23 protein-coding genes are annotated in these 24,832 nt (G+C 58.0%); 11 read left to right on the forward strand and 12 right to left on the reverse strand.

Translation table 11 applies throughout. From position 1 onward, the window contains the following. Window positions 1-4: 4 nt before the first annotated feature. The 4 genes from fabD to D0851_RS04315 all read right to left on the reverse strand — a co-directional run bounded on the left by fabD (window position 5) and on the right by D0851_RS04315 (window position 2,936). Window positions 5-943 carry an ACP S-malonyltransferase gene (gene fabD / locus D0851_RS04300; RefSeq protein ID WP_117617513.1) on the reverse strand — a complete coding sequence of 313 codons (939 nt, stop codon included), beginning with the start codon at window positions 941-943 and terminating at the stop codon, window positions 5-7. Window positions 944-1,055: 112 nt separating this feature from the next. Further along, window positions 1,056-2,057 (reverse strand): phosphate acyltransferase PlsX, encoded by a 1,002-nt coding sequence (gene plsX / locus D0851_RS04305; RefSeq protein ID WP_376788069.1) that lies wholly within the window; start codon window positions 2,055-2,057, stop codon window positions 1,056-1,058. 43 nt (window positions 2,058-2,100) lie between these two features. Further along, window positions 2,101-2,280: a 50S ribosomal protein L32 gene (rpmF, locus tag D0851_RS04310; protein ID WP_117617515.1), complete on the reverse strand. Its 180-nt coding sequence runs from the start codon at window positions 2,278-2,280 to the stop codon at window positions 2,101-2,103. 101 nt (window positions 2,281-2,381) lie between these two features. Then, the gene (locus tag D0851_RS04315) at window positions 2,382-2,936 is read right to left on the reverse strand and encodes a YceD family protein (protein ID WP_117617516.1); all 555 of its coding nucleotides are present in this window, start codon (window positions 2,934-2,936) and stop codon (window positions 2,382-2,384) included. Between the two features lie 139 nt (window positions 2,937-3,075). Here D0851_RS04315 and D0851_RS04320 point away from each other — a divergent pair, with 139 nt between their 5' ends. Beyond that, window positions 3,076-3,693, forward strand: coding sequence for a Maf family protein (locus D0851_RS04320; protein WP_117617517.1), 618 nt, complete (start codon window positions 3,076-3,078; stop codon window positions 3,691-3,693). Here D0851_RS04320 and D0851_RS04325 read toward each other — a convergent pair. The 3 genes from D0851_RS04325 to rluC are packed head-to-tail and all read right to left on the reverse strand — an operon-like array spanning window position 3,690 to window position 6,424. Further along, window positions 3,690-4,733 (reverse strand): S49 family peptidase, encoded by a 1,044-nt coding sequence (locus tag D0851_RS04325; protein ID WP_117617518.1) that lies wholly within the window; start codon window positions 4,731-4,733, stop codon window positions 3,690-3,692. The two genes, D0851_RS04320 and D0851_RS04325, sit on opposite strands and share 4 nt — an antisense overlap. A gap of 48 nt (window positions 4,734-4,781) precedes the next feature. Continuing rightward, window positions 4,782-5,429, reverse strand: a complete 648-nt coding sequence (locus D0851_RS04330; RefSeq protein WP_117617519.1) for an HAD family hydrolase — start codon at window positions 5,427-5,429, stop codon at window positions 4,782-4,784. Continuing rightward, window positions 5,426-6,424 (reverse strand): 23S rRNA pseudouridine(955/2504/2580) synthase RluC, encoded by a 999-nt coding sequence (gene rluC, locus D0851_RS04335; RefSeq protein ID WP_413773552.1) that lies wholly within the window; start codon window positions 6,422-6,424, stop codon window positions 5,426-5,428. The genes D0851_RS04330 and rluC overlap by 4 nt, the downstream gene beginning before the upstream one ends. A gap of 661 nt (window positions 6,425-7,085) precedes the next feature. Between rluC and rne the strand changes: the two genes are divergently transcribed. Both rne and D0851_RS04345 read left to right on the forward strand, forming a co-directional pair. After that, window positions 7,086-10,181, forward strand: a complete 3,096-nt coding sequence (rne, locus tag D0851_RS04340; RefSeq protein ID WP_117617521.1) for a ribonuclease E — start codon at window positions 7,086-7,088, stop codon at window positions 10,179-10,181. 3 nt (window positions 10,182-10,184) lie between these two features. Further along, window positions 10,185-10,727, forward strand: coding sequence for a YecA family protein (locus tag D0851_RS04345; protein WP_117617522.1), 543 nt, complete (start codon window positions 10,185-10,187; stop codon window positions 10,725-10,727). Here the strand turns inward: D0851_RS04345 and D0851_RS04350 are convergent. Then, entirely contained in the window at window positions 10,724-11,602 is an 879-nt protein-coding gene (locus D0851_RS04350; RefSeq protein WP_117617523.1) for a PHP domain-containing protein, read from the reverse strand. The two genes, D0851_RS04345 and D0851_RS04350, sit on opposite strands and share 4 nt — an antisense overlap. Before the next feature lie 130 nt (window positions 11,603-11,732). On the opposite strand from D0851_RS04350, the gene D0851_RS04355 reads away from it, so the two are divergent. The 3 genes from D0851_RS04355 (at window position 11,733) to D0851_RS04365 (ending at window position 13,123) form a co-directional block, all read left to right on the forward strand. Next, on the forward strand, window positions 11,733-12,032 hold the full coding sequence (locus tag D0851_RS04355) for a YciI family protein (RefSeq protein WP_117617524.1): 300 nt from the start codon (window positions 11,733-11,735) through the stop codon (window positions 12,030-12,032). Between the two features lie 124 nt (window positions 12,033-12,156). Next, a complete protein-coding gene (locus tag D0851_RS04360; protein WP_117617525.1) occupies window positions 12,157-12,828 on the forward strand; it encodes a TIGR04211 family SH3 domain-containing protein in 672 nt (223 codons plus the stop codon). A gap of 4 nt (window positions 12,829-12,832) precedes the next feature. After that, a complete protein-coding gene (locus D0851_RS04365; RefSeq protein ID WP_117617526.1) occupies window positions 12,833-13,123 on the forward strand; it encodes a PilZ domain-containing protein in 291 nt (96 codons plus the stop codon). A 56-nt stretch (window positions 13,124-13,179) separates the two neighbouring features. On the opposite strand, the gene rraA is transcribed toward D0851_RS04365, so the two are convergent. After that, window positions 13,180-13,659, reverse strand: a complete 480-nt coding sequence (gene rraA / locus D0851_RS04370) for a ribonuclease E activity regulator RraA (RefSeq protein ID WP_117620278.1) — start codon at window positions 13,657-13,659, stop codon at window positions 13,180-13,182. A gap of 32 nt (window positions 13,660-13,691) precedes the next feature. Beyond that, a complete protein-coding gene (gene ppsA / locus D0851_RS04375) occupies window positions 13,692-16,064 on the reverse strand; it encodes a phosphoenolpyruvate synthase (RefSeq protein ID WP_117617527.1) in 2,373 nt (790 codons plus the stop codon). Window positions 16,065-16,235: 171 nt separating this feature from the next. Between ppsA and D0851_RS04380 the strand changes: the two genes are divergently transcribed. After that, window positions 16,236-17,051, forward strand: coding sequence for a pyruvate, water dikinase regulatory protein (locus D0851_RS04380; protein WP_117617528.1), 816 nt, complete (start codon window positions 16,236-16,238; stop codon window positions 17,049-17,051). Window positions 17,052-17,142: 91 nt separating this feature from the next. On the opposite strand, the gene D0851_RS04385 is transcribed toward D0851_RS04380, so the two are convergent. After that, window positions 17,143-20,067 (reverse strand): insulinase family protein, encoded by a 2,925-nt coding sequence (locus D0851_RS04385; protein ID WP_117617529.1) that lies wholly within the window; start codon window positions 20,065-20,067, stop codon window positions 17,143-17,145. A gap of 100 nt (window positions 20,068-20,167) precedes the next feature. Here D0851_RS04385 and D0851_RS04390 point away from each other — a divergent pair, with 100 nt between their 5' ends. The 3 genes from D0851_RS04390 (at window position 20,168) to D0851_RS04400 (ending at window position 23,216) form a co-directional block, all read left to right on the forward strand. Next, entirely contained in the window at window positions 20,168-20,629 is a 462-nt protein-coding gene (locus D0851_RS04390) for a hypothetical protein (RefSeq protein ID WP_117617530.1), read from the forward strand. A gap of 114 nt (window positions 20,630-20,743) precedes the next feature. After that, complete coding sequence (locus D0851_RS04395) at window positions 20,744-22,072, forward strand: MORN repeat-containing protein (RefSeq protein WP_117617531.1); 1,329 nt, start codon at window positions 20,744-20,746, stop codon at window positions 22,070-22,072. Between the two features lie 52 nt (window positions 22,073-22,124). Then, a complete protein-coding gene (locus D0851_RS04400; RefSeq protein WP_117617532.1) occupies window positions 22,125-23,216 on the forward strand; it encodes a response regulator in 1,092 nt (363 codons plus the stop codon). On the opposite strand, the gene D0851_RS04405 is transcribed toward D0851_RS04400, so the two are convergent. Further along, entirely contained in the window at window positions 23,176-23,952 is a 777-nt protein-coding gene (locus tag D0851_RS04405) for an NTP transferase domain-containing protein (protein ID WP_117620279.1), read from the reverse strand. The two genes, D0851_RS04400 and D0851_RS04405, sit on opposite strands and share 41 nt — an antisense overlap. Between D0851_RS04405 and D0851_RS04410 the strand changes: the two genes are divergently transcribed. Beyond that, window positions 23,944-24,795, forward strand: a complete 852-nt coding sequence (locus D0851_RS04410) for a 6-pyruvoyl trahydropterin synthase family protein (protein WP_117617533.1) — start codon at window positions 23,944-23,946, stop codon at window positions 24,793-24,795. The two genes, D0851_RS04405 and D0851_RS04410, sit on opposite strands and share 9 nt — an antisense overlap. Window positions 24,796-24,832 lie beyond the last annotated feature (37 nt).

The raw sequence follows: 24,832 nt of genomic DNA on the forward strand, positions 1-24,832 counted from the left end.
CGTTTCAGGACTGGCTGAACGCGTCAAGCGCCTTCGCCAGCGAGTCCGGATCTTCGATACTGTGAACCGCCAGTGCCCGGTCAATACGCTTTGCAAGTCCGGCCAGGACCTTACCGGTACCGCATTCAACAGCCACTTCCACACCGTTACTCACGAGGGTACGAACGGAATCCGTCCACCGGACCGGCGAATAGAGCTGCTTCAGAAGATTGGCCTTCAGTGTAGCGGATTCCGTCTCGGCCGCGGCGTTAACATTTTGTATAACCGGGATGACAGCATCATTAAAGCGCACATCATCCAGGGCTTTTGCCAGCTCTTCCGACGCGCCTTTCATCAGGGCGCAATGGGACGGAACGCTGACCGGCAAAGGCATGGCCTTGCGCGCGCCTTTTTCCTTGCAGGCTTCAATGGCCCGTTCGACGGCAGCCGCCGAACCGGCTATTACCACCTGCCCGGGGGCGTTGAAGTTCACGGCGGAGACAACCTCGCCCTGAGCAGCGCTTTCACAGGCAGCGACGACATCATCATCCTCAAGACCCAGGATAGCCGCCATTTTGCCTTCCCCTGCCGGCACCGCATCCTGCATGAGCTCTCCACGAAGGCGAACCAGCCTTACCGCTTCAATGAAGTCAAGGCTCTCGGAGGCAACCAGGGCACTGTACTCGCCCAGGCTGTGGCCAGCGAGGAAGTCCGGCTTGCTGCCGCCTGCAACAAACCACTGGCGCCACAGGGCGACACTGGCTGTCAGCAGTGCAGGCTGGGTGACCATGGTTCTGTTAAGCTCCTCGGCCGGGCCCTTCTGGCACAGCTGCCAGAGATCGTAGCCCAATACATTGGAAGCTTCAGCAAAGGTTCTGTTGATAATGGGCCAGGTTTCAGCGGCCGCCGAAAGCATACCAACGGATTGTGACCCTTGTCCGGGAAAAATAAAGGCTGATTTCATAAGCGGGATCTTATCGTCATTAAAGGGTTACGGGAGATTAGCCAATAGTACAAGGTAGGCCAATTATCCGCGAATGTGTGGCCAGATCGGGACAGACTTTAGTCTCAGGCGCTCAAAGCATGAGGTCGTCGAGGCGCTCATTGATCCGGCGGGGCACTTCCAGTTCAACTTCCCTGACAGCCTGACGAATGGCTGACAGCATGGCTCGCTCGTTGGCGTTGCCATGGCTCTTGATAACCACGCCCTGCAACCCGAGCAGGCTGGCGCCATTGTGACGGGAGGGGTCCATCAACCGAAGCAGCCGGCCAATAATCGGCCTGGCCAGCAGACCAACCAGCCTGCCGTAGAGATTCCGGGTGAAAGCCTGCTCCATCAACTCAATCAGGAGTCCGGCAACGCCTTCACCGGTTTTCAGGGCGATATTCCCGACAAACCCGTCACACACAACCACATCGGCCACATCCCGGAACAGATCGCTCCCCTCCACGTAACCGATGTAATTGACAGTGTCGCACTGGGCCAGCATGTGAGAGGCCAGACGGACCTGCTCATTGCCCTTGATCTCTTCTTCCCCGACATTCAGCAAGGCCACCCGGGGTTCCGCCTGCTGGCAGATAGCCGAGGCCATCAGGGAGCCCATCAGGGCATACTGATAGAGATTTTCGGCGGTTGAATCGACATTGGCACCAAGATCAAGGACGTGACAACGCCCGCGGAGAGAGGGAATCAGCTTGGCGATAGCCGGTCGCTCTATGCCCGGATACATGCGAATGATGGTACGGCCAAACGCCATCAGGGCGCCGGTGTTCCCGGCACTGACACAGCCCTGAGCTTCGTCGTCACGGACCAGACTCAGGGCAATGGCCATGGATGAGTTTTTCTTGTGACGGAGCGCATGGGACGGGCGCTCATTCATGCGCACCACATCTGCCGCCTCAACAATGCGGATTCTTGCATGCCCCTCACGCAACAAAGCCTCAAGCTCGCTCCGGACTCCGACCAGAACGATGCTCAAGGCTTCGTTTTCACGCACCGCCTGTAGCGACGCAGCAACCACAACCGCGGCTCCGCGGTCGCCACCCATGGCGTCAATCGCAATGGTGACCGGCTTCACCGTTCTGCCATCCGATTCCGTGCGGTGCATAGCGACAACGAGATTACTCGTCGCGTGCTTCGATTACCTGCTTACCACGGTAGAAACCGTCTGGAGACACGTGGTGACGACGATGAACTTCACCGGTGGTCGCGTCGGTGCTCAGAGCGGCAGTGCTCAGAGCGTCGTGTGAACGGCGCATGCCGCGCTTGGAACGGGTTTTGCGATTCTTCTGTACAGCCATGATTATGCTCCTGACCTGTTAACGTAAACTTTGTATTACTCGGAAAGTAACGTGTGTTCGTTTGATGGGCGCCGGCTTCCCCTCAGGAAACCCGCGCCCGGTTAATGCTTTGTCTTCTTGAGATCCGCCAGCACGCTGAACGGGTTCTCGCCCGACTTTCTCACTGGCGGTGCCGCGGAGCCCTCAGGCTCGTAAGCCTCCAGATCTTCCCGGGCCGGACACTCATTCCGATCATGAAGCGGGAACGGTGGCAGTACCAGCAACAGCTCGTCTTCTGCCATTGACCAAAGATCTGCACTGAAATCATCGGTCAGGTAAGGCTCAAGCTCGTTCGGCAGCTGTTTCGCCTGTTCATCACTGGTTACCAACCCCAGGCTGAACCGGGAAACCAGTGTCGCGCCCATGGAACCCATGCAGCGCTGACACTCCAGCTCCACCGGAGCCTCCAGCTCACCCGAGACAACACGACGACGCTCACTGTCCATATAAAAGGACAACTTCACCCGACACGCAGCATTCTCTGAAAACCCCAGAACAGCTTCCCGGAAACGGCCAAGCCCGCTGAGGGGAATGATTCCCTCCAGAGTGCTGTTTTGTTCCGCCAACCGGTAAGGATCAACAGATTTGGGTAACTCGGCGTTTGGCGCTTTTGACATAGGCGCGCAATTTTAGGGGCGCAGCCCTCTAGTGTCAAAGACTTCGTTGCTTTTTGGGCAGGGGTTCCCGTGCAGGTAAGTGTAATTTACGATAAGCGCACTCCAGTTCTTCCTCCCCGCTACCCCAAGGACAATACACATGAGGCAAAACCCCCTGCTGCTGGCCTCGTCGTCACCTTACCGCAAGGTGCTTCTGGAACGGCTCGGCCTGCCCTTCAGTTGCGCCAGCCCTGATATTGACGAAACACCAATTCATGACGAAACCGGGGAGGCGCTGGCAACCCGCCTGGCGGAGACCAAGGCCAGGGCCCTGACAGAGCGATTTCCCGGCCACTGGATTATTGGATCTGACCAGGTAGCCTGCCTGCCGGATGGCTCCATACTGAACAAACCCGGAAATCACACACAAGCCAGGTACCAGTTACGCCTGAGCAGCGGCCACAGGGTCCTGTTCCTCACTGGTCTTGCACTGCTGGACACGGATTCTGGAAAACTGGAGCATCACTGCGAACCTTACACCGTTCACTTCCGACAGCTGACCGACGCGGAAATTGAAGCCTATCTGCGACGGGAACAACCCTATGACTGCGCTGGCAGCTTCAAGATGGAAGGCCTTGGCATCACTCTTTTTGAAGCACTGGAAGGCCGGGACCCGAACAGTCTCGTAGGACTACCACTGATTGCCCTGAACGACATGCTGCGACGCTGGGGCCGGAATCCGCTGCTGGAAAACCGGCCTGATGCGCCCCGGGTTTAACGAAGCTCCAGACGGGACTCCATCAGCTGACTGGCAAAGCCCGTCCCGAAGGCAACGCCAAGCTGGTCAACAATGTCCTGGAGCGGCGATTTGCGACGACTGTAATCCACCAGCTCTTCCTGGCCGATAATCTGCCGGGCGACGTGCGAAGCGCTGCCCACCCCATCCACCAGGCCGAGCTCGACCGCCTGGTCGCCGCTCCAGACCAGACCGCTGAACAGACGCTCATCATCGGCCAGCCGATCACCCCGACCCTGCTTTACCGCCTCAATGAACTGTTGATGGGTGTTTTCGAGCACACTCTGCCAGAACATCACTTCTTCTTCCTGCTCTGGCGAAAAAGGATCAAGGAAGGCCTTATTCTCACCCGCTGTGTACAGGCGTCGATCAACCCCAATCTTTTCCATCACACCGGTAAAGCCGAAGCCACCGGCAACAACGCCAATGGACCCCACAAGGCTGGCACGATTGGCGTAAATCTCATCGGCGGCCGAGGCGATATAATAAGCCCCGGAAGCGCCGATGTCGGAAATCACGGCGTACACTTTCTTTTCCGGATATTCTTCACGCAGCCGCTTTATTTCATCGTATACGTACCCCGACTGAACCGGGCTTCCGCCGGGGCTGTTGATTCGAAGAATCACCGCCACCGAGTTTGGCTCCTCAAAAGCAGAACGAAGCGAACCGACAATATTATCGGCGCTCGCCAGCTCATCCGCCGCTATCGGGCCGTTAATCTCAACCAGGGCGGTATGCTTACCAGAGACACTGCTCAAAGTGTCTCCGAACGGAGCCTTCAGCATGAAAAGCAACGCAATCAGATAACCGAAGGTAAGGAGCTTGAAAAAAATCCCCCACCGGCGGCTTCTACGCTGCTCGGCCTGGAGCGACATCACCAGTTTTTCAATGAGTTTCCAGTCCCGGCCGGACTCCGGCGGCAATTTTGGCGACTTGCGGCCAAACAACGGCTTACTGTCCTTTTCAGGCTCCACTGGCTCATCTCCCCAATCAGGGGACTTATCGGAATCCCAGTCACTCATTCATTCATCCTGTCAGCAACATCGATTAAATTGGCTAATCCGGCTCGCTCAGAGCCCAAGTACCCGGCGCAGGCCGGGCACGGTATCAACAATGGCATGGGGCGAATAGTCACCCAGAACATCACGCTTGTGTACGCCCCACTCGACACCGATGGAAGGCATTCCGATACGCCGGGCCATTTCGAGATCGTAGCGGGTGTCGCCGACCATTACCGCTTCGGCCGGCTCAATTCCGTAGAAATTCAGAATCTGCTCGAGCATTGCAGGATCCGGCTTTGAGCGGGTCTCATCCGCGCACCGGGTTATCTCGAAATAACTGCCAAGCCCGCTGGAAACGAGGGCCGAATCGAGCCCCCGACGGCTCTTGCCGGTGGCGACGGAACAGCTGCGACCAGAACCGCGAAGGTCAGCCACCACATCCGCCATACCCTCAAACACATTCTGGGGCGTGGTGGTCTTGCTGAAGAAGTAACCCGCATAGCCCTCCCGGATACTATTCATCTCGTCACAACTGATGCCCGGATAAAGTTTCTCCAGCGCTTCGACCATACCAAGACCGATTATATCCCGGTAGGCCTCACGCTCCAGGGCCGGGTAACCCAGATCGGTCGCCGCCTGATGCAGGCTGTCGGCGATGTGCTCGACCGAATCCACCAGCGTCCCGTCCCAGTCAAAAATAACCACTCTGACGTTCATTGACCTGTTCCTTTAATGCGTGCCCCAAGTTTTTCCAGCGCCTCGCTGAATGCATCGTCGTACGGAGCCTCAAGGCGCACGGCCTCCCCCGACACGGGCAAGGTAAATTCGAGAGCCCTGGCATGAAGCATCAGGCGCTGCCCACCGATCGCCCTGAACGCTTTCAGGCTGACATCATCCATATACTTGTCGTCACCTGCAATCGGATGACCCGCCCAGGCACTGTGAACCCTGATCTGGTGTGTTCGCCCGGTTATGGGTGAGGCCTCCACCAGGCTGTAGCCCTGATAACGATAAAGGCAACGGAAGGTAGTCAATGACGCTTTCCCCGATTCGTCAACCTTCACCCGACGCTCGCCATTGGGCATCTCGTAACGCAGAAGGGGGACATCAACCCGGTCAACACTGGCCTGCCAGTCACCGGCCACCAACGCGTGGTAGTGCTTTCTTACCCGTTTCTGGCGAAGTTCGTCCTGCAGATAGCGCAGTGCTGAGCGCTTCTTGGCCACCATAACCAGGCCGGACGTGTCACGATCCAGCCGGTGCACAAGCTCCAGAAACTTTGCCGATGGCCGGGCCGAACGCAAGACTTCAATCAGACCGAAACTCAGGCCACTGCCGCCATGAACGGCAATGCCGGAGGGTTTGTTGACCACCAGCATCTGTTCATTCTCGAAAATGACCGCGGCCTCAATGACCCCCTGCACCCGGGAGCCGGGCGCGACCTGCTCCGGCTTTTCCTTGCGAATTACGGGAGGAATCCGCACCTGGTCACCGGTTTTCAGCCGGGTGTCTGGCCTCACCCGACCCTTGTTGACCCGAACCTCGCCCTTTCTGACCAGGCGGTAGATAATACTTTTCGGCACGCCGCGCAGCTGCGCCAAAAGAAAATTATCCACCCTCTGACCTTCATTGTCCTCACCCACAGTGACCCACCGCACCCCCTGGCGAACGTCGCCGCGGTGTGCCACCGCCCCACCACCACCCCTTCCCATGGGCGATGGTGCCGCCTTGTCGGGCCTGACTCTGGCTGGCTTCTTGTTCGCGGGCTTGCGGGACATGGAATTCCTATGGTGGTGACATGAATGCAGGATTGAACGACAACCTGAATACTGTTATATTCCGGCGTGCTCTGCCGTTTGTCTACGGCCTGATCAACTCAAGTCAGAAGCCGGAGCGGCAGAAGTATACCGACACTATTCGAGAGTTTGAACGCCGTGCACCCAATCACTACCGGGAACGGCGAAGTAAATGCTCCCGGAGTACCAGGCCAGATCTTGGAAAGACTGAACCCTGTCCCCGGGAGAAGAAAAAACCGCGCAGAAAACCGCGGGCGACATCGCGAAGAATCACTGCCACGCAGGGCCGGGCCGTCCAGCTTACGAATACGACGTGAGACCCAGGCACCTGAGTGAACCTGAAAACGGATAACATGCGTCAACAGACACGAACCTTACACGACCTCTCCCTGCCTACAGGCAGCCGGATCGTCGGCGTTGGTCTCAGACCGAAAGGATCAAACCCCCGAAGGGTCTGATTCGTCTGGCCGCCGGTCCGCCCTTGACGTAACAGGGCCCGCGGTACGCACATCCTGCTTCGCTGATGCGATCCCCTCCGGTTTTCTGTCAAACTAAACGACAGGAACTCTTTCTTTCCATGAAAAGAATGCTTATCAATGCAACTCACCCTGAAGAGTTGCGCGTAGCTCTGGTTGACGGCCAGCGTCTGTTTGATCTCGACATCGAATCCAGCTCCCGCGAGCAGAAGAAAGCCAACGTATATAAGGGTCGCATTACCCGCGTTGAGCCCAGTCTCGAAGCTGCGTTCGTTGATTTCGGTGCCGATCGCCACGGCTTTCTGCCCCTGAAGGAAATCTCCAAGGAGTACTTCAAGAAATCCCCGGGTCAGATTGAGGGCAAGATCAACATCAAGGATGTGGTCTCTGAAGGCCAGGAAGTCATCGTCCAGGTGGACAAGGAAGAACGTGGTAACAAGGGCGCTGCCCTGACGACCTTTATTTCCCTGGCCGGCCGCTATCTGGTACTCATGCCCAACAACCCTCGTGCCGGTGGTATTTCCCGCCGCATTGAGGGCGACGAGCGGGCCCAGCTCAAAGATGCCATGAACAATGTCCAGATACCGAAATCCATGGGCATCATTGTTCGTACCGCTGGCATTGGCCGGACCACCGAAGAACTGCAGTGGGATCTGGATTACCTGGTTCAGTTCTGGGAAGCCATCTCCCAGGCCGCCGGCGAACGCAAGGCGCCGTTCCTGATTCACCAGGAAAGCAACGTTATTATCCGTGCCGTACGTGACTACCTTCGCCAGGATATTGGCGAGGTTCTGATCGATTCCGATGGCGTACATGAGGACGTACTGAATTTTGTCCGCGCGGTAATGCCAACGTTCGAGAACAAGATAAAGCTTTACAAGGACGAAATCCCCCTGTTCAGCCGTTATCAGATCGAAGGCCAGATCGAGACCGCGTTCCAGCGGGAAGTGAAGTTGCCTTCCGGCGGTTCAATTGTTATCGATCCAACCGAAGCACTGGTTTCCATCGACATCAACTCCTCCCGTGCCACCAAGGGCCACGACATCGAGGAAACCGCCCTCCAGACCAACCTGGAAGCGGCCGAGGAAATCGCCCGCCAGCTGCGCCTGCGTGACATGGGCGGCCTGATTGTCATCGATTTCATCGATATGACCCCAGCCAAGCACCAGCGGGAAGTTGAACAGAAGATGCGTGAGGCCCTGGAAATTGACCGGGCCCGGGTTCAGGTTGGCAAGATCTCGCGATTTGGCCTGCTTGAGATGTCCCGTCAGCGTCTGCGCCCCTCCCTCGGGGAAACACGCAGTGAGGTTTGTCCTCGTTGCGAAGGCCAGGGCACCATCCGAGGCATTGAATCCCTCGCCCTGAGCATCATGCGCCTGATCTACGAAGAGTCCTCGAAAGACAAGACCGGCGAAGTGCGGGCTGTCGTTCCCGTGTCCGTTGCCACTTTCCTTTTGAACGAAAAGCGCAAGCAGCTGGCAGATATCGAGGCGCGCCAGGAAGTGAGCGTCGTCGTGGTTCCCGTGCCACATATGGAAACACCGCACTTCGAAATCGTCCGGATGCGCGACGATGAAACAACGCCCGAGCATATCTCCAGCCACCAGGTGGCCCAGGAATACAGCGAGCGTGAAGAGGAAATCTTCGAAGCTCCGGCCGCGGAAAAACCGGTTCGTGAACAGGCAGCCGTACGGGCGGTTCGCCCCAGTGCACCCGCGCCCACTCCGGCACCAAAGGCTGCCGAAGCCGTCGATCAGGAAGAAGGCCTGTTCCGCCGCCTTGGCCGCAAGATTGCCTGCTTCTTCAGCGGAGAAGAAGAACAGCAGACCGAGACCAGCGAAAAGAGCAGAAGCCAGCGTGAGGAACACCGCAATCAGGGCCGCCAGGATCGTCGCAAATCCCGCGTAGCCCGTGGTGACGACCAGCGTTCCGGCGGCAACCGCAGCGGCAACGAACGTCGTCAGGGCGGCCCGCAAGGCCGTGGCGAGGATAACCGCGGTCGCAACCGCAATCGCAACGATGACCCGAACCGCGGAAACCAGAATCGCCAGAGCCCCGAGACCAAGGACAGCGACACCAAAGGCGACAACAAAAGCGACGGCAAGGGCACTGACAACCGCCGGGATAACCGCCGGGACAGCCAGGGCCGTGGGCGCAACAAGCCTCAGCGAGACCCGAAAGATAGTCGGGACCAGAAGGACAACGGCCCACAGGAAAGCGCTGCCAAGCCAGCCGGTGGCGAAAAAACCGCATCTGACGAAAAGCGTCGCAAGCCCCGCCGTCAGCGTAATCGCGATGGCTCTCCGGCGGAAAACCCGGCCTCCACACCAGCGGATCGCAAGGCTGTCCGAAGCGAAAAGCACCAAAAGGATACCCAGCCGGAGGTTAGTTCCGAAGGCGACAAGCCTGCGGTGAAAGCCGGGCAGCCACGGGATAGCCGTGAAAAGGCTTCTGAAAAACCTGAAAACAAGGCAGCCACGCCGATTCAGAAGGACGCGCCGAAGCAAGATCCGAAACAGGGCCAGGCCGACCAGCCTGCTGCTTCAGAAGCGTCTTCTGACAGCCAGGCTCCAGAGCAGCCGAAAGAAGCACCGAAAGCCGCTGACCAGCCGACCGGGAAGACCGGCGACGCTGCTGAGTCCGGCAAAAGCGCGGAGCCCCCTCAAAAGGCAGAAGACAAGAGCGCCAAGCCTTCAGCTGCGGATCAAAAGCCATCAGCGGCTGGGAAAAAGCGCTCCGCGGCCGATAAAAAGCCCTCTGCTCCGGAGAACGAACCCGCAGCCGAAAGCGCTGATCAGGCACCGAAAGTCGAAGCGGAAAAGAAGGCAGAAGCTGAACCAAAGCAACCGGCCAAGGCCGAAAAAGCGCCTGAGACCGCTTCCGGGCAACCGGCCGGCAGCTCTGAAGCGCCGGCCCCTGCCGAAAAGCCGCAAGCGGCTGACGAGCCGGCACCGCAGTCCACCGCTCCGAAAAAGGCGGCGCCGAAAGAGCAGCCCGAACCGAAGCCGTCTCTGGCCGCAGATGCGCAGCCTGAAAAGACTGAGAAGCCTGCGGCTGAGGCCGCGAAAACGGACGAATCTCCCGAAACACCGGCAGCCAATATTCCTGTTACACCAGGACGTGCCTACAATGACCCCCGAGAGGTCCGCAAGCGCCAGAAGGCTGCGGAAGAGGCCAAAAAGGCCGGGAGTAACTAACTGATGCTATCGAACTCCGACATAGAGGCGCTGGAAGACATTCTCTTTGCCGAACCCTGGGGCGATGACGCCCTGGATTTCTTCGGCTTCCACGGGGTTGTCTGCGCCAGCGTCGTTGGCCCGGCTGAACTGGGGGCGGAAGAAATCTTCCGCCTCGCCACGGGTATCGATGAGGCGCCCGATGGCGGGGTTCCTGAGGTATTCAGGCGCTGTGCCGAGCAGTTGGCCGGAGGCATGGCCCACGCGTTGGATATGGGCCAGGCTCTGGAATTACCGGAACCGGAAGACGGCGACCCCATGAACGCGTTGGAGAATTGGTGTGCCGGGTTCGTGGATACCTTCCTGGAGCACGAAGAACAGTGGCTGGACGCTGCCAGCGAAGAGGAAACCGCCGACCTGATGGTGCCCATGCTTACGCTGTCAGGATTGTTCGATGACGAGGATTTTCAAAAGGTTCGCAACAGCGACAAACTGTCCCGGCAAATGGCCGATGCCATTCCCGATTCACTGACCGATCTGTATCTCCTGTTTCACGCGCCGGATTAAACCGGCGCAGGACTCAGAATTGGCTGCCTGAATGAATGCCAGACCGGCTCAAGCCCGTCTGGCATTTTCGTGATGCGACCAAGCTCACACCAGGGTGCTCCGGGAAAGTGAAAATCACTGCCCTGAGATGCCAACAACCCTTCCCTTCGGCACAGCTCCGCCAGAAATCCCAGATCCCCGCTGGACTGCCCCGAGGTGGAAACTTCAATCGCCTGCCCTTCCGCTCTCCGGAAATCGGCTGTCAGCTCCCGGAGTTTGGTAGCAGTGAGCTGGTATTTCCGTGGATGGGCAAGAACGGCAATTCCGCCCGCCTCATTAATCCAGCGAACCACCTCCGGCAGTTCCGGCCAGTAGGCTTTTACGTCACCGGCCTTGCCGTTGCCGAGGTAACGCTTGAACGCCTGCGCGGAGTTACGCACGACACTCTCGCCCGTCAGGACTGCGGCAAAATGCGGACGGCCCGGGACATCGCCGCCTGCAGCAGCAGTTGCCTGTTCCAGCAGATCATCGATGCCAAGCTTGCTCAGCCGTTCGGCAATCATCCTTGCCCGGGCCCAGCGATTCTCGTTTTGCTGCGCCAGGGCGCCCTGGAATCCGGCACTGTCCGGATCGAAATCCAGCCCAACAACATGAATGGTACGGCTTTTCCAGAGGCAGGACAGTTCCACCCCGGGAATCAGGGTGACACCATGCTTTCCGGCCGCATCCCAGGCTTCGGCGAACCCGCCAATCGTGTCATGATCCGTCAATGCAAGGTGGCTGACACCCCGCTCGGCCGCACGCTCAAGCAGCGCCGACGGCGATAGCGCGCCATCCGAGGCGGTACTGTGGCAATGCAGGTCGATGCACAAAACCGGGTCTTGCGGTATAGTCACGAAACATCCTGAATCAGAGGGTAACGGGCGATATGCCACGGTGGGACATTGTACCAGCCATCCCTGGCGCCGCACGACTGCTGATTATTTGCCAGCCAGTAACGTTAGGAACTTCAATCCGGAGAGCTGAATGTATTACGCCATTATCAGTGAAGATGTCGAAAACAGCCTGCCACTGCGCCAGACGGCGCGACCCGCTCACACTGAGCGCCTGCAGGCACTGAAAGCCGAGGGCAGATTGCTTGTTGCCGGCCCGCACCCCGCCCTGGACACACCGGAACCGGGTGAGGCTGGCTTTACCGGCAGCCTGGTGATTGCGGAGTTCGACTCACTGGAGGCAGCACAGGCATGGGCAGATTCTGACCCCTACATTGAGGCCGGCGTATACGAGAAGGTTACCGTGAAGCCGTTCAAGGCTGTATTACCGTGATCGCTTCCGTTGCAGCATGAGTTTATTGTAATGATGGCTCGCTTGCACAGCAGGGCATCTGTGACAAAATTGCGCTTTTAATCATGCGCGGACTTCATCCAGAGAATTTCAGGGAACGTAACCAGTGACGCTTTTTCGCCTCGCCATCAGTGTGTTGTTTGCAGTGTCGTCAATTGCCGTTGCCCAGGCGAAAACGGTCTGGGTGGACGATCAGCTGTACCTTCCGGTGAGGTCTGGCGCAGGTACCCAGTACCGGATTATCGAGAATGCCGTGCCCAGTGGGACGCCCCTGGAAGTGCTCGATGCCTCCGATTCGGCTTACACCCTGGTTCGCACCCCCAAGGGTACGGAGGGCTGGGTCTCCAGCCAATATCTGAGCGAAACACCCATCGCCGCCGACCGTCTCCGGACAGCCAACCAACAGCTGGAAAATACCCGTGCGGAGCTCGCCCGGGTAAAAGAGCAACTGACCCAGGTAACCAACGAACGGGACGCTCTTGAAAACTCTGAATCGTCGCTTTCGAATCGCTCCCAGGAACTCCAGGAAGAACTTCAGCGCATCAAGAGTATCGCATCCGACTCTATCAATCTGTCGCGCCGCAACCGCGAACTCCTCGAGGAAAACCAGAAGATCCGCAACGACCTTGAGATCCTTACCGCGGAAAACGAACGCCTCGAAGCCAGCAAGGAGTATGACTTCATGCTACTCGGTGCCGGCCTGGTCCTCGGCGGTGTGTTGCTGGCACTGATTATTCCGATGCTCAAACCAACAAGAAAAACTGACAACTGGGCCTGATGCCATGAAGGATTACTCGGAAAAGCGCGACTTTCACCGTATGCAGGTGAACTCTGAAATCGAAATTACCGACAGCCAGGGTAACAGGTTCACCGGCGTCTGCCGCGACCTGAGTGCAGCCGGCATGCAGCTCTATGTCGAGCGCGAGGTAGCCGTTGGCGAAGAACTGCAAACGGTCCTCCACCCCACAAGCGATCAGTTTCCTCCACTGGAAACCGTGTGCGAAGTCATTCGGTGTGAACCGGAGGGTGAAGGCTACCTGCTCGGAACGAACATCAGCGAAGTGACTCGCTGAACAAGAAACGGCGGCCAGCAGCCACCGTTTCTTGTTCCTGCAAGATGGCTTCTGGCTCAGACCAGGGGCTTCTCCGAAACAACAATGCCGTTATTGTCGGCATAGACATAATGACCCGGGTGGAAGGTTACACCGTGGAAGGTAACCGGCACATTCAGGTCGCCAAGGCCGCGTTTTTCACTTTTCCGGGGATGAGTCCCCAGGGCCTGAACGCCCAGTGCGGTGTTACCAATCTCGTCTACGTCCCGGACACAGCCATAGATAATCAGGCCGGCCCAGCCATTGCTGGCGGCCTTCTCCGCCAGCATGTCGCCCAGCAGTGCATGGCGCCTTGAGGCACCACCATCCACCACCATAACCCGACCATTGCCGGGCTGGCCAACCTGTTCCTTCACCACGGAATTGTCTTCAAAGCATTTCACGGTAACGATCTCGCCGCCAAACGCCTTGTTACCGCCGTAGTTGTTAAAGCCGGGCGCCACAACCTGCACTTCCGGAAACTCGTCGCACAGGTCCGGGGTAATAATCTGTGTCACTTTGTCGTTCTCCTTCATCCTGGAAAATGAACTCAGTCGATCTTTTCGTCGGCCAGGAAAAACCAGGTATCCAGCACCGAATCCGGATTCAGGGAAACGGAATCAATGCCCTGATCCATCAGCCACTTGGCAAGATCCGGATGATCCGATGGCCCCTGCCCGCAGATACCAATGTACTTATCTGCTTTCTTGCAGGCCTGAATGGCGCTGGCCAGCAATGCCTTGACGGCGTCGTTACGCTCATCGAACAGGTGGGCGATGATGCCGGAATCCCGGTCCAGCCCCAGGGTAAGCTGAGTCAGATCATTGGAACCGATGGAGAAGCCGTCAAAATGCTCAAGGAACTGTTCGGCCAGAATCGCGTTGGCCGGCAGCTCACACATCATGATCACACGAAGGCCGTTCTCACCTCGCTTCAGACCATTCTCCGCCAGCAGGCTAACCACCTGTTCCGCCTCACCAACGGTGCGAACAAACGGCACCATCACTTCCACATTGGTCAGCCCCATCTCGTTGCGCACCTTTTTCAGGGCGCGGCATTCCAGCTCAAAGCAATCGCGGAACGTTTCGGAGATGTAGCGGGATGCGCCACGGAAACCCAGCATCGGATTTTCTTCATCCGGCTCGTACAGGGTGCCGCCAATCAGGTTGGCGTACTCGTTGGACTTGAAGTCCGACAGCCGCACAATGACCTTTTTCGGCGCAAACGCGGCTGCCAGGGTGGAAATACCCTCCACCAGTTTGTCCACGTAGAAATCGACCGGAGACGAATAGCCCGAAATGCGTTTTTCAACGGTCTGCCTGATGTCCCGGGGCAACCCGTCAAAGTTCAGCAGGGCCTTGGGGTGCACGCCAATCATCCGGTTGATGATGAACTCGAGGCGGGCCAGGCCAACGCCTTCATTGGGCAACCCCTGGAAATCAAAGGCACGGTCCGGGTTGCCGACGTTCATCATGATCTTGAACGGAATATCGGGCATGGAGTCAACGGTATTTTCCCGCAGCTCGAAGTCCAGGGCACCTTCGTAAATCAGACCGGTGTCGCCCTCGGCACAGGAAACCGTCACTTCCTGACCATCTTTCAAAACCTCGGTCGCGTCACCACAACCGACCACCGCCGGAATACCCAGCTCACGGGCAATAATGGCTGCGTGGCAGGTACGACCGCCTCGATCCGTCACGATGGCGGAGGCCCGCTTCATGACCGGTTCCCAGTCCGGGTCGGTCATGTCTGTCACCAGCACGTCGCCGGCCTGAACGCGATCCATTTCCTTGATGCTGGTAATAACCTTCACCGGGCCGCTGCCAATCTTGTGGCCGATACTGCGACCTTCCACCAGCACATTGCCGGTTTCGTTCAACAGGTACCGCTCCATCACGTTGGCGGAGGCGCGGCTCTTGACGGTTTCAGGACGGGCCTGAACGATGTAGATCTTGCCGTCGTCGCCATCCTTCGCCCACTCGATATCCATCGGGCGCTGGTAGTGCTTCTCGATAATCATCGCCTGACGGGCCAGATCTTCCACCTCGGCATCGGTAATGCAGAAGCGGTTACGCTCGTCCTGCCCAACCTTGACCGTTTCCACGAACTGGCCTTCACCGGGGCTTGAATGGTAAACCATCTTGATGGCCTTGCTGCCCAGGTTGCGGCGCAATACCGCCGGGCGCCCAGCCTCCAGTGTCGGCTTGTGGACATAGAATTCATCGGGGTTCACGGCACCCTGGACAACGGTTTCGCCGAGGCCATAAGAGGCCGTTACAAAAACCACATCCCGGAACCCGGATTCGGTGTCGAGGGTGAACATAACGCCACTGGCCGCGGTTTCACTGCGAACCATTTTCTGAATGCCGGCAGAAAGAGCAACCATCTTGTGATCGAAACCATGGTGGACACGGTAAGAGATGGCCCGGTCGTTGAACAGCGAAGCAAACACTTCTTTAACCGAGGTGCGCACCTGCTGCAGCCCCACCACGTTCAGGAAGGTTTCCTGCTGGCCGGCAAACGAGGCATCTGGCAAGTCCTCGGCGGTGGCTGAGGAACGGACCGCAACGGCCATGCGATCATTGCCATCCTGAAGCGCTGAGAACGCCTCTTCCAGGGCCTTTTCCAGGACATCCGGGAAGGGTGTGTCAATAATCCACTCACGAATCTGAGCGCCTACACGGGCCAGCTCGTTGACATCATTGATGTCCAGAGCATCCAGGACATTATCGATTCGCTCTTTCAGGCCGTCTTTGGCCAGAAATTCGCGATAGGCGTGTGCTGTCGTGGCAAAACCACCTGGAACGGTAACACCTGCGTTGGCGAGATTACTGATCATTTCGCCGAGGGAGGCGTTCTTCCCGCCCACCCGGTCGACATCGGACATTCCCAGGTGATCAAACCAGATAATGTAATCTTCCAAAGCACGTCTCCCTTGAGTCTATGAAGCAAAGAGCAAAACCGGGCCAGCGGTATCAAGCGGTAAAAGCAGGCAATATCCACTGCGGGGTCTCGAACTTGGCGTGTATGATACTGTAACCCGCGGAAATTACCTAGGGAACCACCCGCTGAATACGGAACCGGACGATACATCATGAAACGCACTGCTTTTTTCATTTCCGATGGCACCGGCCTGACTGCCGAGGCACTGGGGCACAGTCTTCTGGCCCAGTTTGAAAAAATCGAGTTTGAACGGGTGACCGTTCCCTACATTGCGGACGAAGAAAAAGCCCGCGAAATGGTCACACGCATCAACAAGGCCGCCGAAACAGACGGCGCAAGGCCACTGGTTTTCGACACCATCGTGAACAGCGACATCCGGGATATCATCTCCACAGCCGAGGGTTTCATGGTGGATATTTTCGGAACCTTTCTCAAACCCCTGGAGCAGGAGCTGCAGTCATCTTCTTCCTACACCGTGGGAAAATCTCACTCAATCAATAACGAGGGCAGTTACGAGCGGCGGATCAAGGCCGTCAATTTTGCGCTGGATAACGACGATGGCGCCCGGACACGATATTACGATGAAGCGGACCTGATTCTGGTGGGTGCTTCCCGAAGCGGAAAAACCCCCACCTGCCTCTATCTCGCGCTGCAATACGGCGTCAAGGCCGCCAATTATCCGATTACCGAGGAGGATCTGGAGGATCAGCAGATCCCGGGCGCCCTGAAGCCCCACAAGGAGAAAGTCTTCGGGCTGACCATCGATCCCGAGCGCCTCGCCACCATACGCAACGAGCGCCGCCCCAACTCCCGGTATTCCTCAATCAGGCAGTGCATGCATGAAATCGAGGAAATCGAGCTGATGTACCGGCGTGAGCGCATTCCCTACCTGAATACCACGGCCTATTCAGTGGAAGAGATTTCGACACGGATTATGGTGAGCACCGGGCTGAAGCGGAATCGCTGAAGGGGCGGGAAAAGTGAAAAAGGGGTCATGAAAAAGGGGTCAGATGAAAGCGTTCATCTGACCCCTGTGTGTCCTGCGTTGCACTTCTGCTCTACAGTTCCTGAATAGCCAGGCCGAGTTTCTCCACCCTGGCCCGGTTCTCGGGACTGGTAACAACCGCGGTACTCGCCTTCTCCGGCATCAACCAGGTACTGGCGACACGCCTGATGTCCTCCAGGGTAACTGCCAGAACGCGCTCCCGGAACCGGGCCCTCTGCTCAGGGGAACGACCAAACAGCTTGTTGTGGAACGCATGGCGGGCTGCACCGGCCGGAGAGCGGGGCCGGTCCAGCTGGCCGATGACCCCGAGAATCGACTCTTCCAGTTCCTGGTATTCGTGGTCCGTTTCCTGCAGCCAGATCAGCGCCTTGTCGAAATCCTCCAGGGTCTCTTCCAGGCGGGGATCCCGGTAGGAGAAGAACCGGAAGGTTCCGTTCACGCTGTCCTGCCCGGCACCACCACCGTAGGCGCCACCCTTTTCACGGATGGCACGGTGCAGGTAACCGTTACGCAGGAAACCACCAAGCACGGTCAGCGCCGCTGCATCCGGGTGGTCTACCGGCACAGTACTATAAGCCCTGGCACAGAAATTCACTTGCGTAGACGTCAGCCAGGCCTCTCGGGTGGTATAGCTGACCGGCTCCATTTTCCAGTCAGAGCTCTCTGGCGCGGATGCTTCCTGCCAGCAGGATTTGAGATCGTCAACCATGGCCGGAAGCTGCTCTTCCTCGCCAATCACCAGGAATTCCCGCCCCTGGTTACTGATTTTCTTATGAAGGGCTGACAGTTTCTCGCACAGCGCCGCCAGCTCTTCCGGATCCTTCAGGGCCTGATCCAGCTGCTTGGTGCCCCGGATTCCAGCCAGACCGCCGAGGCGGAATGACAGCCAGGCCCCCGGGCTCATACCCTGGGAGGCCGCGCTCATGGCCAGGGCATGACCACTGCCTGTGACCGCCTGCTCGCGGCGGGCACGGATCTGGGCAATGAGTTCCCGAACCCGCTCTTTCTCATCAAAGCGGGCACTGGTACAGACGTCACGGAGCAACCGGGTCAATGCGCTGCGATTACGGGCCAGAGCCTTGCCATTAAAGATGATGTAACCGGACAGGTCCTGAACATCGTCGATACGCCCCTTGGCACTGAATGCGGCTCCAATGCCGCCGGATTCCGCGGAAATACGGTCCTGCATCCGCAGGTAGTCCAGCTCTCCGCAACCCACCTCGGAGACCAGGGTGGTGTAATACGGTACCAGCAAAAGCTCCTCTTCTGTGAGCGCCGGCACCGGCACCACCACCTGCTCATACACCAGGCCATTGGTTCCGCGGGCATAGGCCGTTGCCGACATCTCGCCGTCGTAACGGCCTTGTGGCTCCGGCATTTGCAGTGGCACATCCGACAAATCGACCTTCGGCAGAATGGAGTCGTCGTCCTTGCGCATCTGGCGCTCTTCCAGCGCGCCGGCGCGCTCGACAATCATCCGCACCTCATCCCCGGTAAGTTCGGCCTTACGACGAGCCAGCGCTTCCCGGACAGCGTCCTGGCGATGGCTCTCCAGCTTTTCGTCCGGGCGCAGTGTGATTGTCACCCTGTGGGGGTTTTCCAGCAGCTTTTTGCGAATCAGGCCGGGCACATACCCGGGATTCCGGATCTTCTCTCGGAGTGTTGCCAGCACCGGCTCCAGATCGAGCAATTCAACCGGGTCGCCGCCGTGAACCATCGGACCAATCGCGCTCATGATCAGTTGCAGACCATAGGGGAACTGGTCACCGGCGATTTCACGCTGATGCAGTTCCAACTGGTGCAGGATGGCTTCCAGCCGTTCCTCACTGACGCCCTCCTCCACTACCTTGAGCAGCGTTGCCTCGACCAGTGCTTCCAGTTCTTCGTGTTTGCCGGGTTCGCTGCCTTCAATACCGCAGACGAAGGTCATCTCGCGATTGGAATCCTCCAGGCCACACATGGGCGATGGCGAGTGGCCGAGCCCGGTGGTTTCCAGGGCCCGCATCAGGGGCGAGGCACTGTTTTCGAGAAGTACTGCGGAAAGCAGCTGCCCTTCCAGGTTTTCCTGAAGATCGAAGCTGTGGCCCAGGAGCCAGCCAACAACGATGTGGGTCTTGTTGTCTGTACCCTCACCTTCGTTGACCGCATAGCCCTGTTCCACCCGAACCGGAGCATACATGCGCTTTTCGTCCCGGACCGGCAGGTCAATGTCGAGCCGGTCAAAGCGCTTTAGCGCCAGCTCCTCGAACTTTTCATGGTGCTCGCGAGCCGGAATATCGCCGTAGGTGGCAAAAATCGCGTTGCTGGGGTGATAGTGGTGGCGATAGAACTTCATCAGGTCATCGTAGCTGAGGTCGACAATATGGTCCGGTTCACCACCGCTGTTGTAGTGATAGGTGGTGGTGGGGAACAGATGGCTGCTCAGACTCTGCCATAGCTGGGATGTGGGCGAACTCATGGCACCCTTCATTTCGTTATAGACAACCCCCCGATAGACCAGATCGGTGGAAGGATCTTCCGGCTTTTCGAATTCCAGGCGATGGCCTTCCTGGGCGAAATCCAGCGGATCCAGCTTGGAAAAAAACACACAGTCCAGATACACCGACAGCAGGTTGTTAAAATCTTTCCGGTTCATGCTGGCAAAGGGATACGCGGTCCAGTCGCTGCTGGTAAAGGCGTTCATGAAAGTATTCAGTGACCGCCGGATCATCATGAAGAACGGATCGCGAACCGGATAACGTTCGCTGCCGCAGAGTGCGGTATGCTCGAGAATATGGGCAACGCCGGTGGAATCCATCGGGAAGGTACGCAGGGCCACGAAGAACACGTTCTCATCGTTATCTGCCGCCAGATGCAGGTGCCGGGCCCCGGTTTTCTTGTGGCGATACTCCTCAACCTCGAGATTGAGCGTGTCAATCCGGTGACTGCGAAGCTTCTCAAAGGCCGGGTGGGTTGCGTTGTCGATCACTGCAGCCATTCAATCTATCCTGTCTTTAAACAATTGGAGAATTGTAGGGTAACACGTAGTATCGATTATCATGCATCACTCCCGTAGCGATAAGGTACCCCACCAACCCATGACAACACCTGCACCTCATACCAAGGCTGTTGATGCCCCCGAGGTCGCTGCCTACTGGGCAGAACGACGCCGATATCTCAACCGCATACGAATGATTCCGGAAACCAGACAGCGTTTCTGGCGGGAAGTTGCCATCTACCTGCTCCGCCGTGTGCTCTGGTCATTCGGATTTTTCCCGGTATTCCTGGCCTTCTGGATTCCGTTCGTGATGGCCAGCTTCAACCCTGTTGTCATGGCATCCGATCTGATTCCTCTGCTGGAGGATTTCGTCAATTCCAACCCGGAGGTGCAGGCCACCACCATCAGTAGCCTTTTGATTGCCTGGGCATCAATCGGATTCTTCTTCCTGGTGTTTGATTTTGTGCTCACCCCTTTTAAGTCGCCTTATGAATACGAAGCCGATGTGTACATGAAATCATGGGAACAGCTCAACCATGACCAGCTTCCGGATAAAGTGTGATTTGGCCTGCATTCTCGTTAACTCCAGACACTTTCTGTTACATAACGTTGCGCTCACTGGTTAAGATGAAGCGGTAGACAGAATTCCGAGAATGCAGGATTAAGAGGTTCCGCCATGGTCGATTTCAGACCACTTCTGTTCATCAACGCCCTGGCGCTGATGTTGCTGGTCACCGCCGGGTTCGCATCGGTCCGGGACGAGCTGCGGATGACAGAAATCTTCGATCCCCCCATCATGGACCAGGCCGTTGCCGCTGAAGCTGTTGCAACCGGCAAGCCGCCAGCACCCGCGCCGGTTGAACCGGCACCTGCAAATCCCGCAAATACAGTGCAGGCCCGTACCAAAGCCCGTCAGCCCGTTGTCGATACCACCCCGTTCACCGTACCGCCCATGCCTGAAGAGCCCACGGTTCTGGCGGTCGCCGAACCGCCCCTGGCAATGGCAACTCGCACGGACGCCGCTCCGTCGGCGCAAAAGCCGGCTCGCAACAAACCCGGGAAGCAACCACCAACCACCGGGACACTGGTGCTTCGCTCGAACGTTGTGGGCGACCAGGTCACCATCAACGGTAAGGATTACGGCGCAACCCGCCTGGATCTGGAACTGGAACCGGGCCGGTACGATGTCACCATCAGCAAGACCGGCTTTAAACCCTGGAGCCAGTACGTTGCCCTGGAGGCCGGCAACGAGATGACGCTGGTCGGCAAACTGGAAGCCTACACGACGGTAAATTTCCGCAACGGGACCTGGATCGGTGGCGTGCGCACCGGCGACGGCACCTACGAAGACTCCGATGGCCTGCGCTATGAAGGGCATTTCGTGAATGGCGGGTTTGATGGTCAGGGCACCGCCTGGTATCCCGACGGCAGCCGGTATGAAGGCGAATGGTCCGGCGGCAAGCGTGAAGGTGAAGGCGTGTGGCGCAGTGCCGACGGTGCCCGCTACTCAGGGGAATTCCGGGCGGACCAGTTCAACGGCAAAGGCACACTGACCCTGGCGAACGGGGATATCCTCACCGGCCACTGGCAGCAGGGCCAACTCAATGGCCACGGCTCACTGACCACCGCTGACGGCATGCTCTACGTCGGCGGGTTCCGTAACGATGAATTCCACGGCACCGGCACACTGACTTACCCGGACGGACGCCACTATGAGGGTGAATTTTCCAACGGAGCCTTCCACGGTACCGGCTCCGAGGTCTTCGCCAATGGCAAGAAGTACGAGGGCCAGTACATCGAAGGGAAGTTCCATGGCAACGGGCTGTTAAGGAACCCGAATGGCAGCTCCATTGAAGCCACTTTCCGTCATGGCGAGCCCTATGGACAGGTTCGCCTGACCACGGCGGCGGGGGAAATCTTCACAGCCCGCACAACGGAACCCGGTGTCTGTTATCGGGACAAGAGCTACCGGGCTACCGAATGCCCGAAACTGGAAGGCTGGTAATCACGCCGGCCCGATAACAAACGCGTTTGCAGTAAACGATTGAGGTAGTGACATGGCGATCAAGAACGCTCTGCTGGTGGACGACTCCAAGGTGGCCCGATTTGCCCTGAGCAAACTGCTGGAGGATCGTGATATGGAAGTCAACATGGCGGGTTCGGCCGAAGAGGCCCTGGATTTCCTGAGCAGTCATGACCGGCCGGATGTGATCTTCATGGATCACCTGATGCCAGGCATGAACGGCGTCGAAGCCACCAAGGCCATCAAGTGCAACCCCCAGACAGCGGGCATTCCGATCATCATGTGCACGTCCAAGAAATCCTCCTCCTTCATGGAAGAGGCAAAGAACTTCGGCGTTTACAACATCCTGACCAAACCGCCCCAGACCGATGGCCTCAGCCAGGTTCTGGATCAACTGGCCAGCGATGTCACCAAGGGGACGCTGCCTGAGCCACCCACCGAAGAGGCCGCCCTGGCCCGGGAAGACGACCTGCTGAATGTGCCTGCAGATGCCTCGGTCGAACTCTCACCCAAAACCGGAGGTTCCGCGAGCCGGAGCAGCACCCAGGCCAACGTTGTCCCGCTGACCAGCGACCTCATTGAGCAAATTGCCCGCTCCGCTGTTAAAACCCATATCAACAACCGGCTGCACGAGCTGCTCAGCTCCCTCTTTGATGAGCAGTTTGACCACCTCAAGCGCGCTCTGGACGAATCCCGCAGCAAACAGGAGGCGGTCATTGAGGAACGCCTCAATACCGTTTCCGACATGGTCGAAGAGCGCACGAAAAATCTGCGGGATGACGTTGCCGCCGAAGTTAATCTCAATCTGGGCAGCGAGCTTGCGGTGCTGAAAAAAGAGCTGAAAAAGAATTCCGGGTTTACCAGCGAACACATGGCCGAACTGAAGGATCACATCACCAGCGTCCAGACCATTGATACGGAGTTCTGGCAAACCCTGCAATCCGAGGCGATTCAGCAGGCCCACGAGATTTCCCGGGAAACCGCGGAAGACATCGCCCAGCGCACCATCGATCTGTTCGTTGCCCAACAGCGGTCAGCGTCGTCCCGGGTCTATACCGTTGGCCTGGCCGTCAGTCTTGGCATCTTCAGCGTCGGAATCGCATGGTTGTCGGGCCTGTTTGGCTGAGCAAGGCTCTGATTCTTTGCCAGTCGGCCAGGGTGTCCACATCGTCGCGGACCCCCGGTATGTCCACCCGGGTTGCCCTCACATCCGCCAGTAACCGTCCGGCTCCACGGTCCCCTTCCAGATCCAGTACCAGGGGCCACAGCCAGCGAGGCAGATAGGCCGGAACACCGGGCCGGCTGCCGTAATCCGCCGCGATTGGTTGCTCAGGAACATAACGCGCGGCATTCCCAAACGCCTTCAGGGCATTCAGATCCAGCAGTGGCTGATCCGCCAGCAGCACAAAGACTCCTTTCGCCGTGGGCCCCAGGCTGCGGATTCCGGCAGCCAGCGACGCCGACATCCCCTCATGCCAGTCTGGCGCTTTCAGCCATAGCGACGGTTGCCTGTGGCAACGAAAACGGATCAAAGGGTACCAGGCGCCACAAACTACCCTGACATCACGGCTCAATAGCCGGCCCTGGTCAATGGCAGCGTCCAGCAGGATTTGCTTGCCCTCACCTCCACCGACGCCAAGGGGCAGAAGCGCCTTGGGCCGCCCAATTCGGCTCGAAGCACCGGCAGCCAGTATCAGTGCCGGAAATTCCTGATCGTTGATCCGTTTGCGGAAGTTTATGACGTTGCGCCCGATAGCGATAAGTAATGGTCCCCGGCACTCAGCCAGACTGCTGTACCCGGGGATTTTTGCTAGAATTCGTCCATCAATCAACCATACCCGCCCGGAAATTTGATGAACCATCTGTTTGTAGACAACCTGACCGTTATTGATTTCGCGTATCTGGACCCGACAAGGGGGCTGGTAGGCGAAAGCTGGATTGCGGATGTGGTGCTTGGCGGGGAGCTGGACGAACAGGGAATGGTGTTCGACTTTAGCAACGTGAAGCGCACCATCAAACGGGTTATCGATGAGCGCGTCGACCACCGGCTGGTGATTCCGCGTGGCTACCAGGGTTTGTCCCGGAACGAGGAGCAGCCGGACACCTTCAACTGGGCGCTGACCGATGGCGCCGAGATCATTCACCGCTCGCCGGACGAAGCCATCGTCTGGTTGTCGGCGGAACGGGTCGTACCTTCTGCAGTGGCTGCCCTGCTGGAACAGGAGATCAAGGCGGTGCTTCCGGCGAACGTAACCTCTGTAGAAATCCATCTTCGGGAAGAGGAAATCGACGGTGCTTACTATCACTACGTGCATGGCCTGAAGAAGCATCTCGGCAACTGCCAACGCATCGCTCATGGCCATCGCTCCCCGATTCGCATTGATCGCAACGGGCACCGGGATCATGACCTGGAGCGTCGCTGGGCGAAGCTTTGGCGCGATATTTACGTGGGCTCAGAAGAAGACGTGGTACGGCGCCATGTGGGTGACGACGGCATTCGGTACGTGACCTTCGAGTATGAGGCCAATCAGGGGGAGTTTGCGCTGACACTGCCCGAGGAGCGGGTTTACATGCTGGATACCGATACCACGGTTGAGCTGATTGCGGCGCATATTGCCGACAAGCTCAAGGTGGAGTTTCCCACTGACACCATTCGGGTCAAGGCTTACGAAGGTGTGGGCAAAGGGGCAATCGCTGACCGTTGATTGAACTTGGGGTCAGATGAAAACGGGGTCAGATGAA

The sequence above is a fragment of the Marinobacter sp. Arc7-DN-1 genome (assembly GCF_003441595.1).
GTDB lineage: Bacteria > Pseudomonadota > Gammaproteobacteria > Pseudomonadales > Oleiphilaceae > Marinobacter > Marinobacter metalliresistant.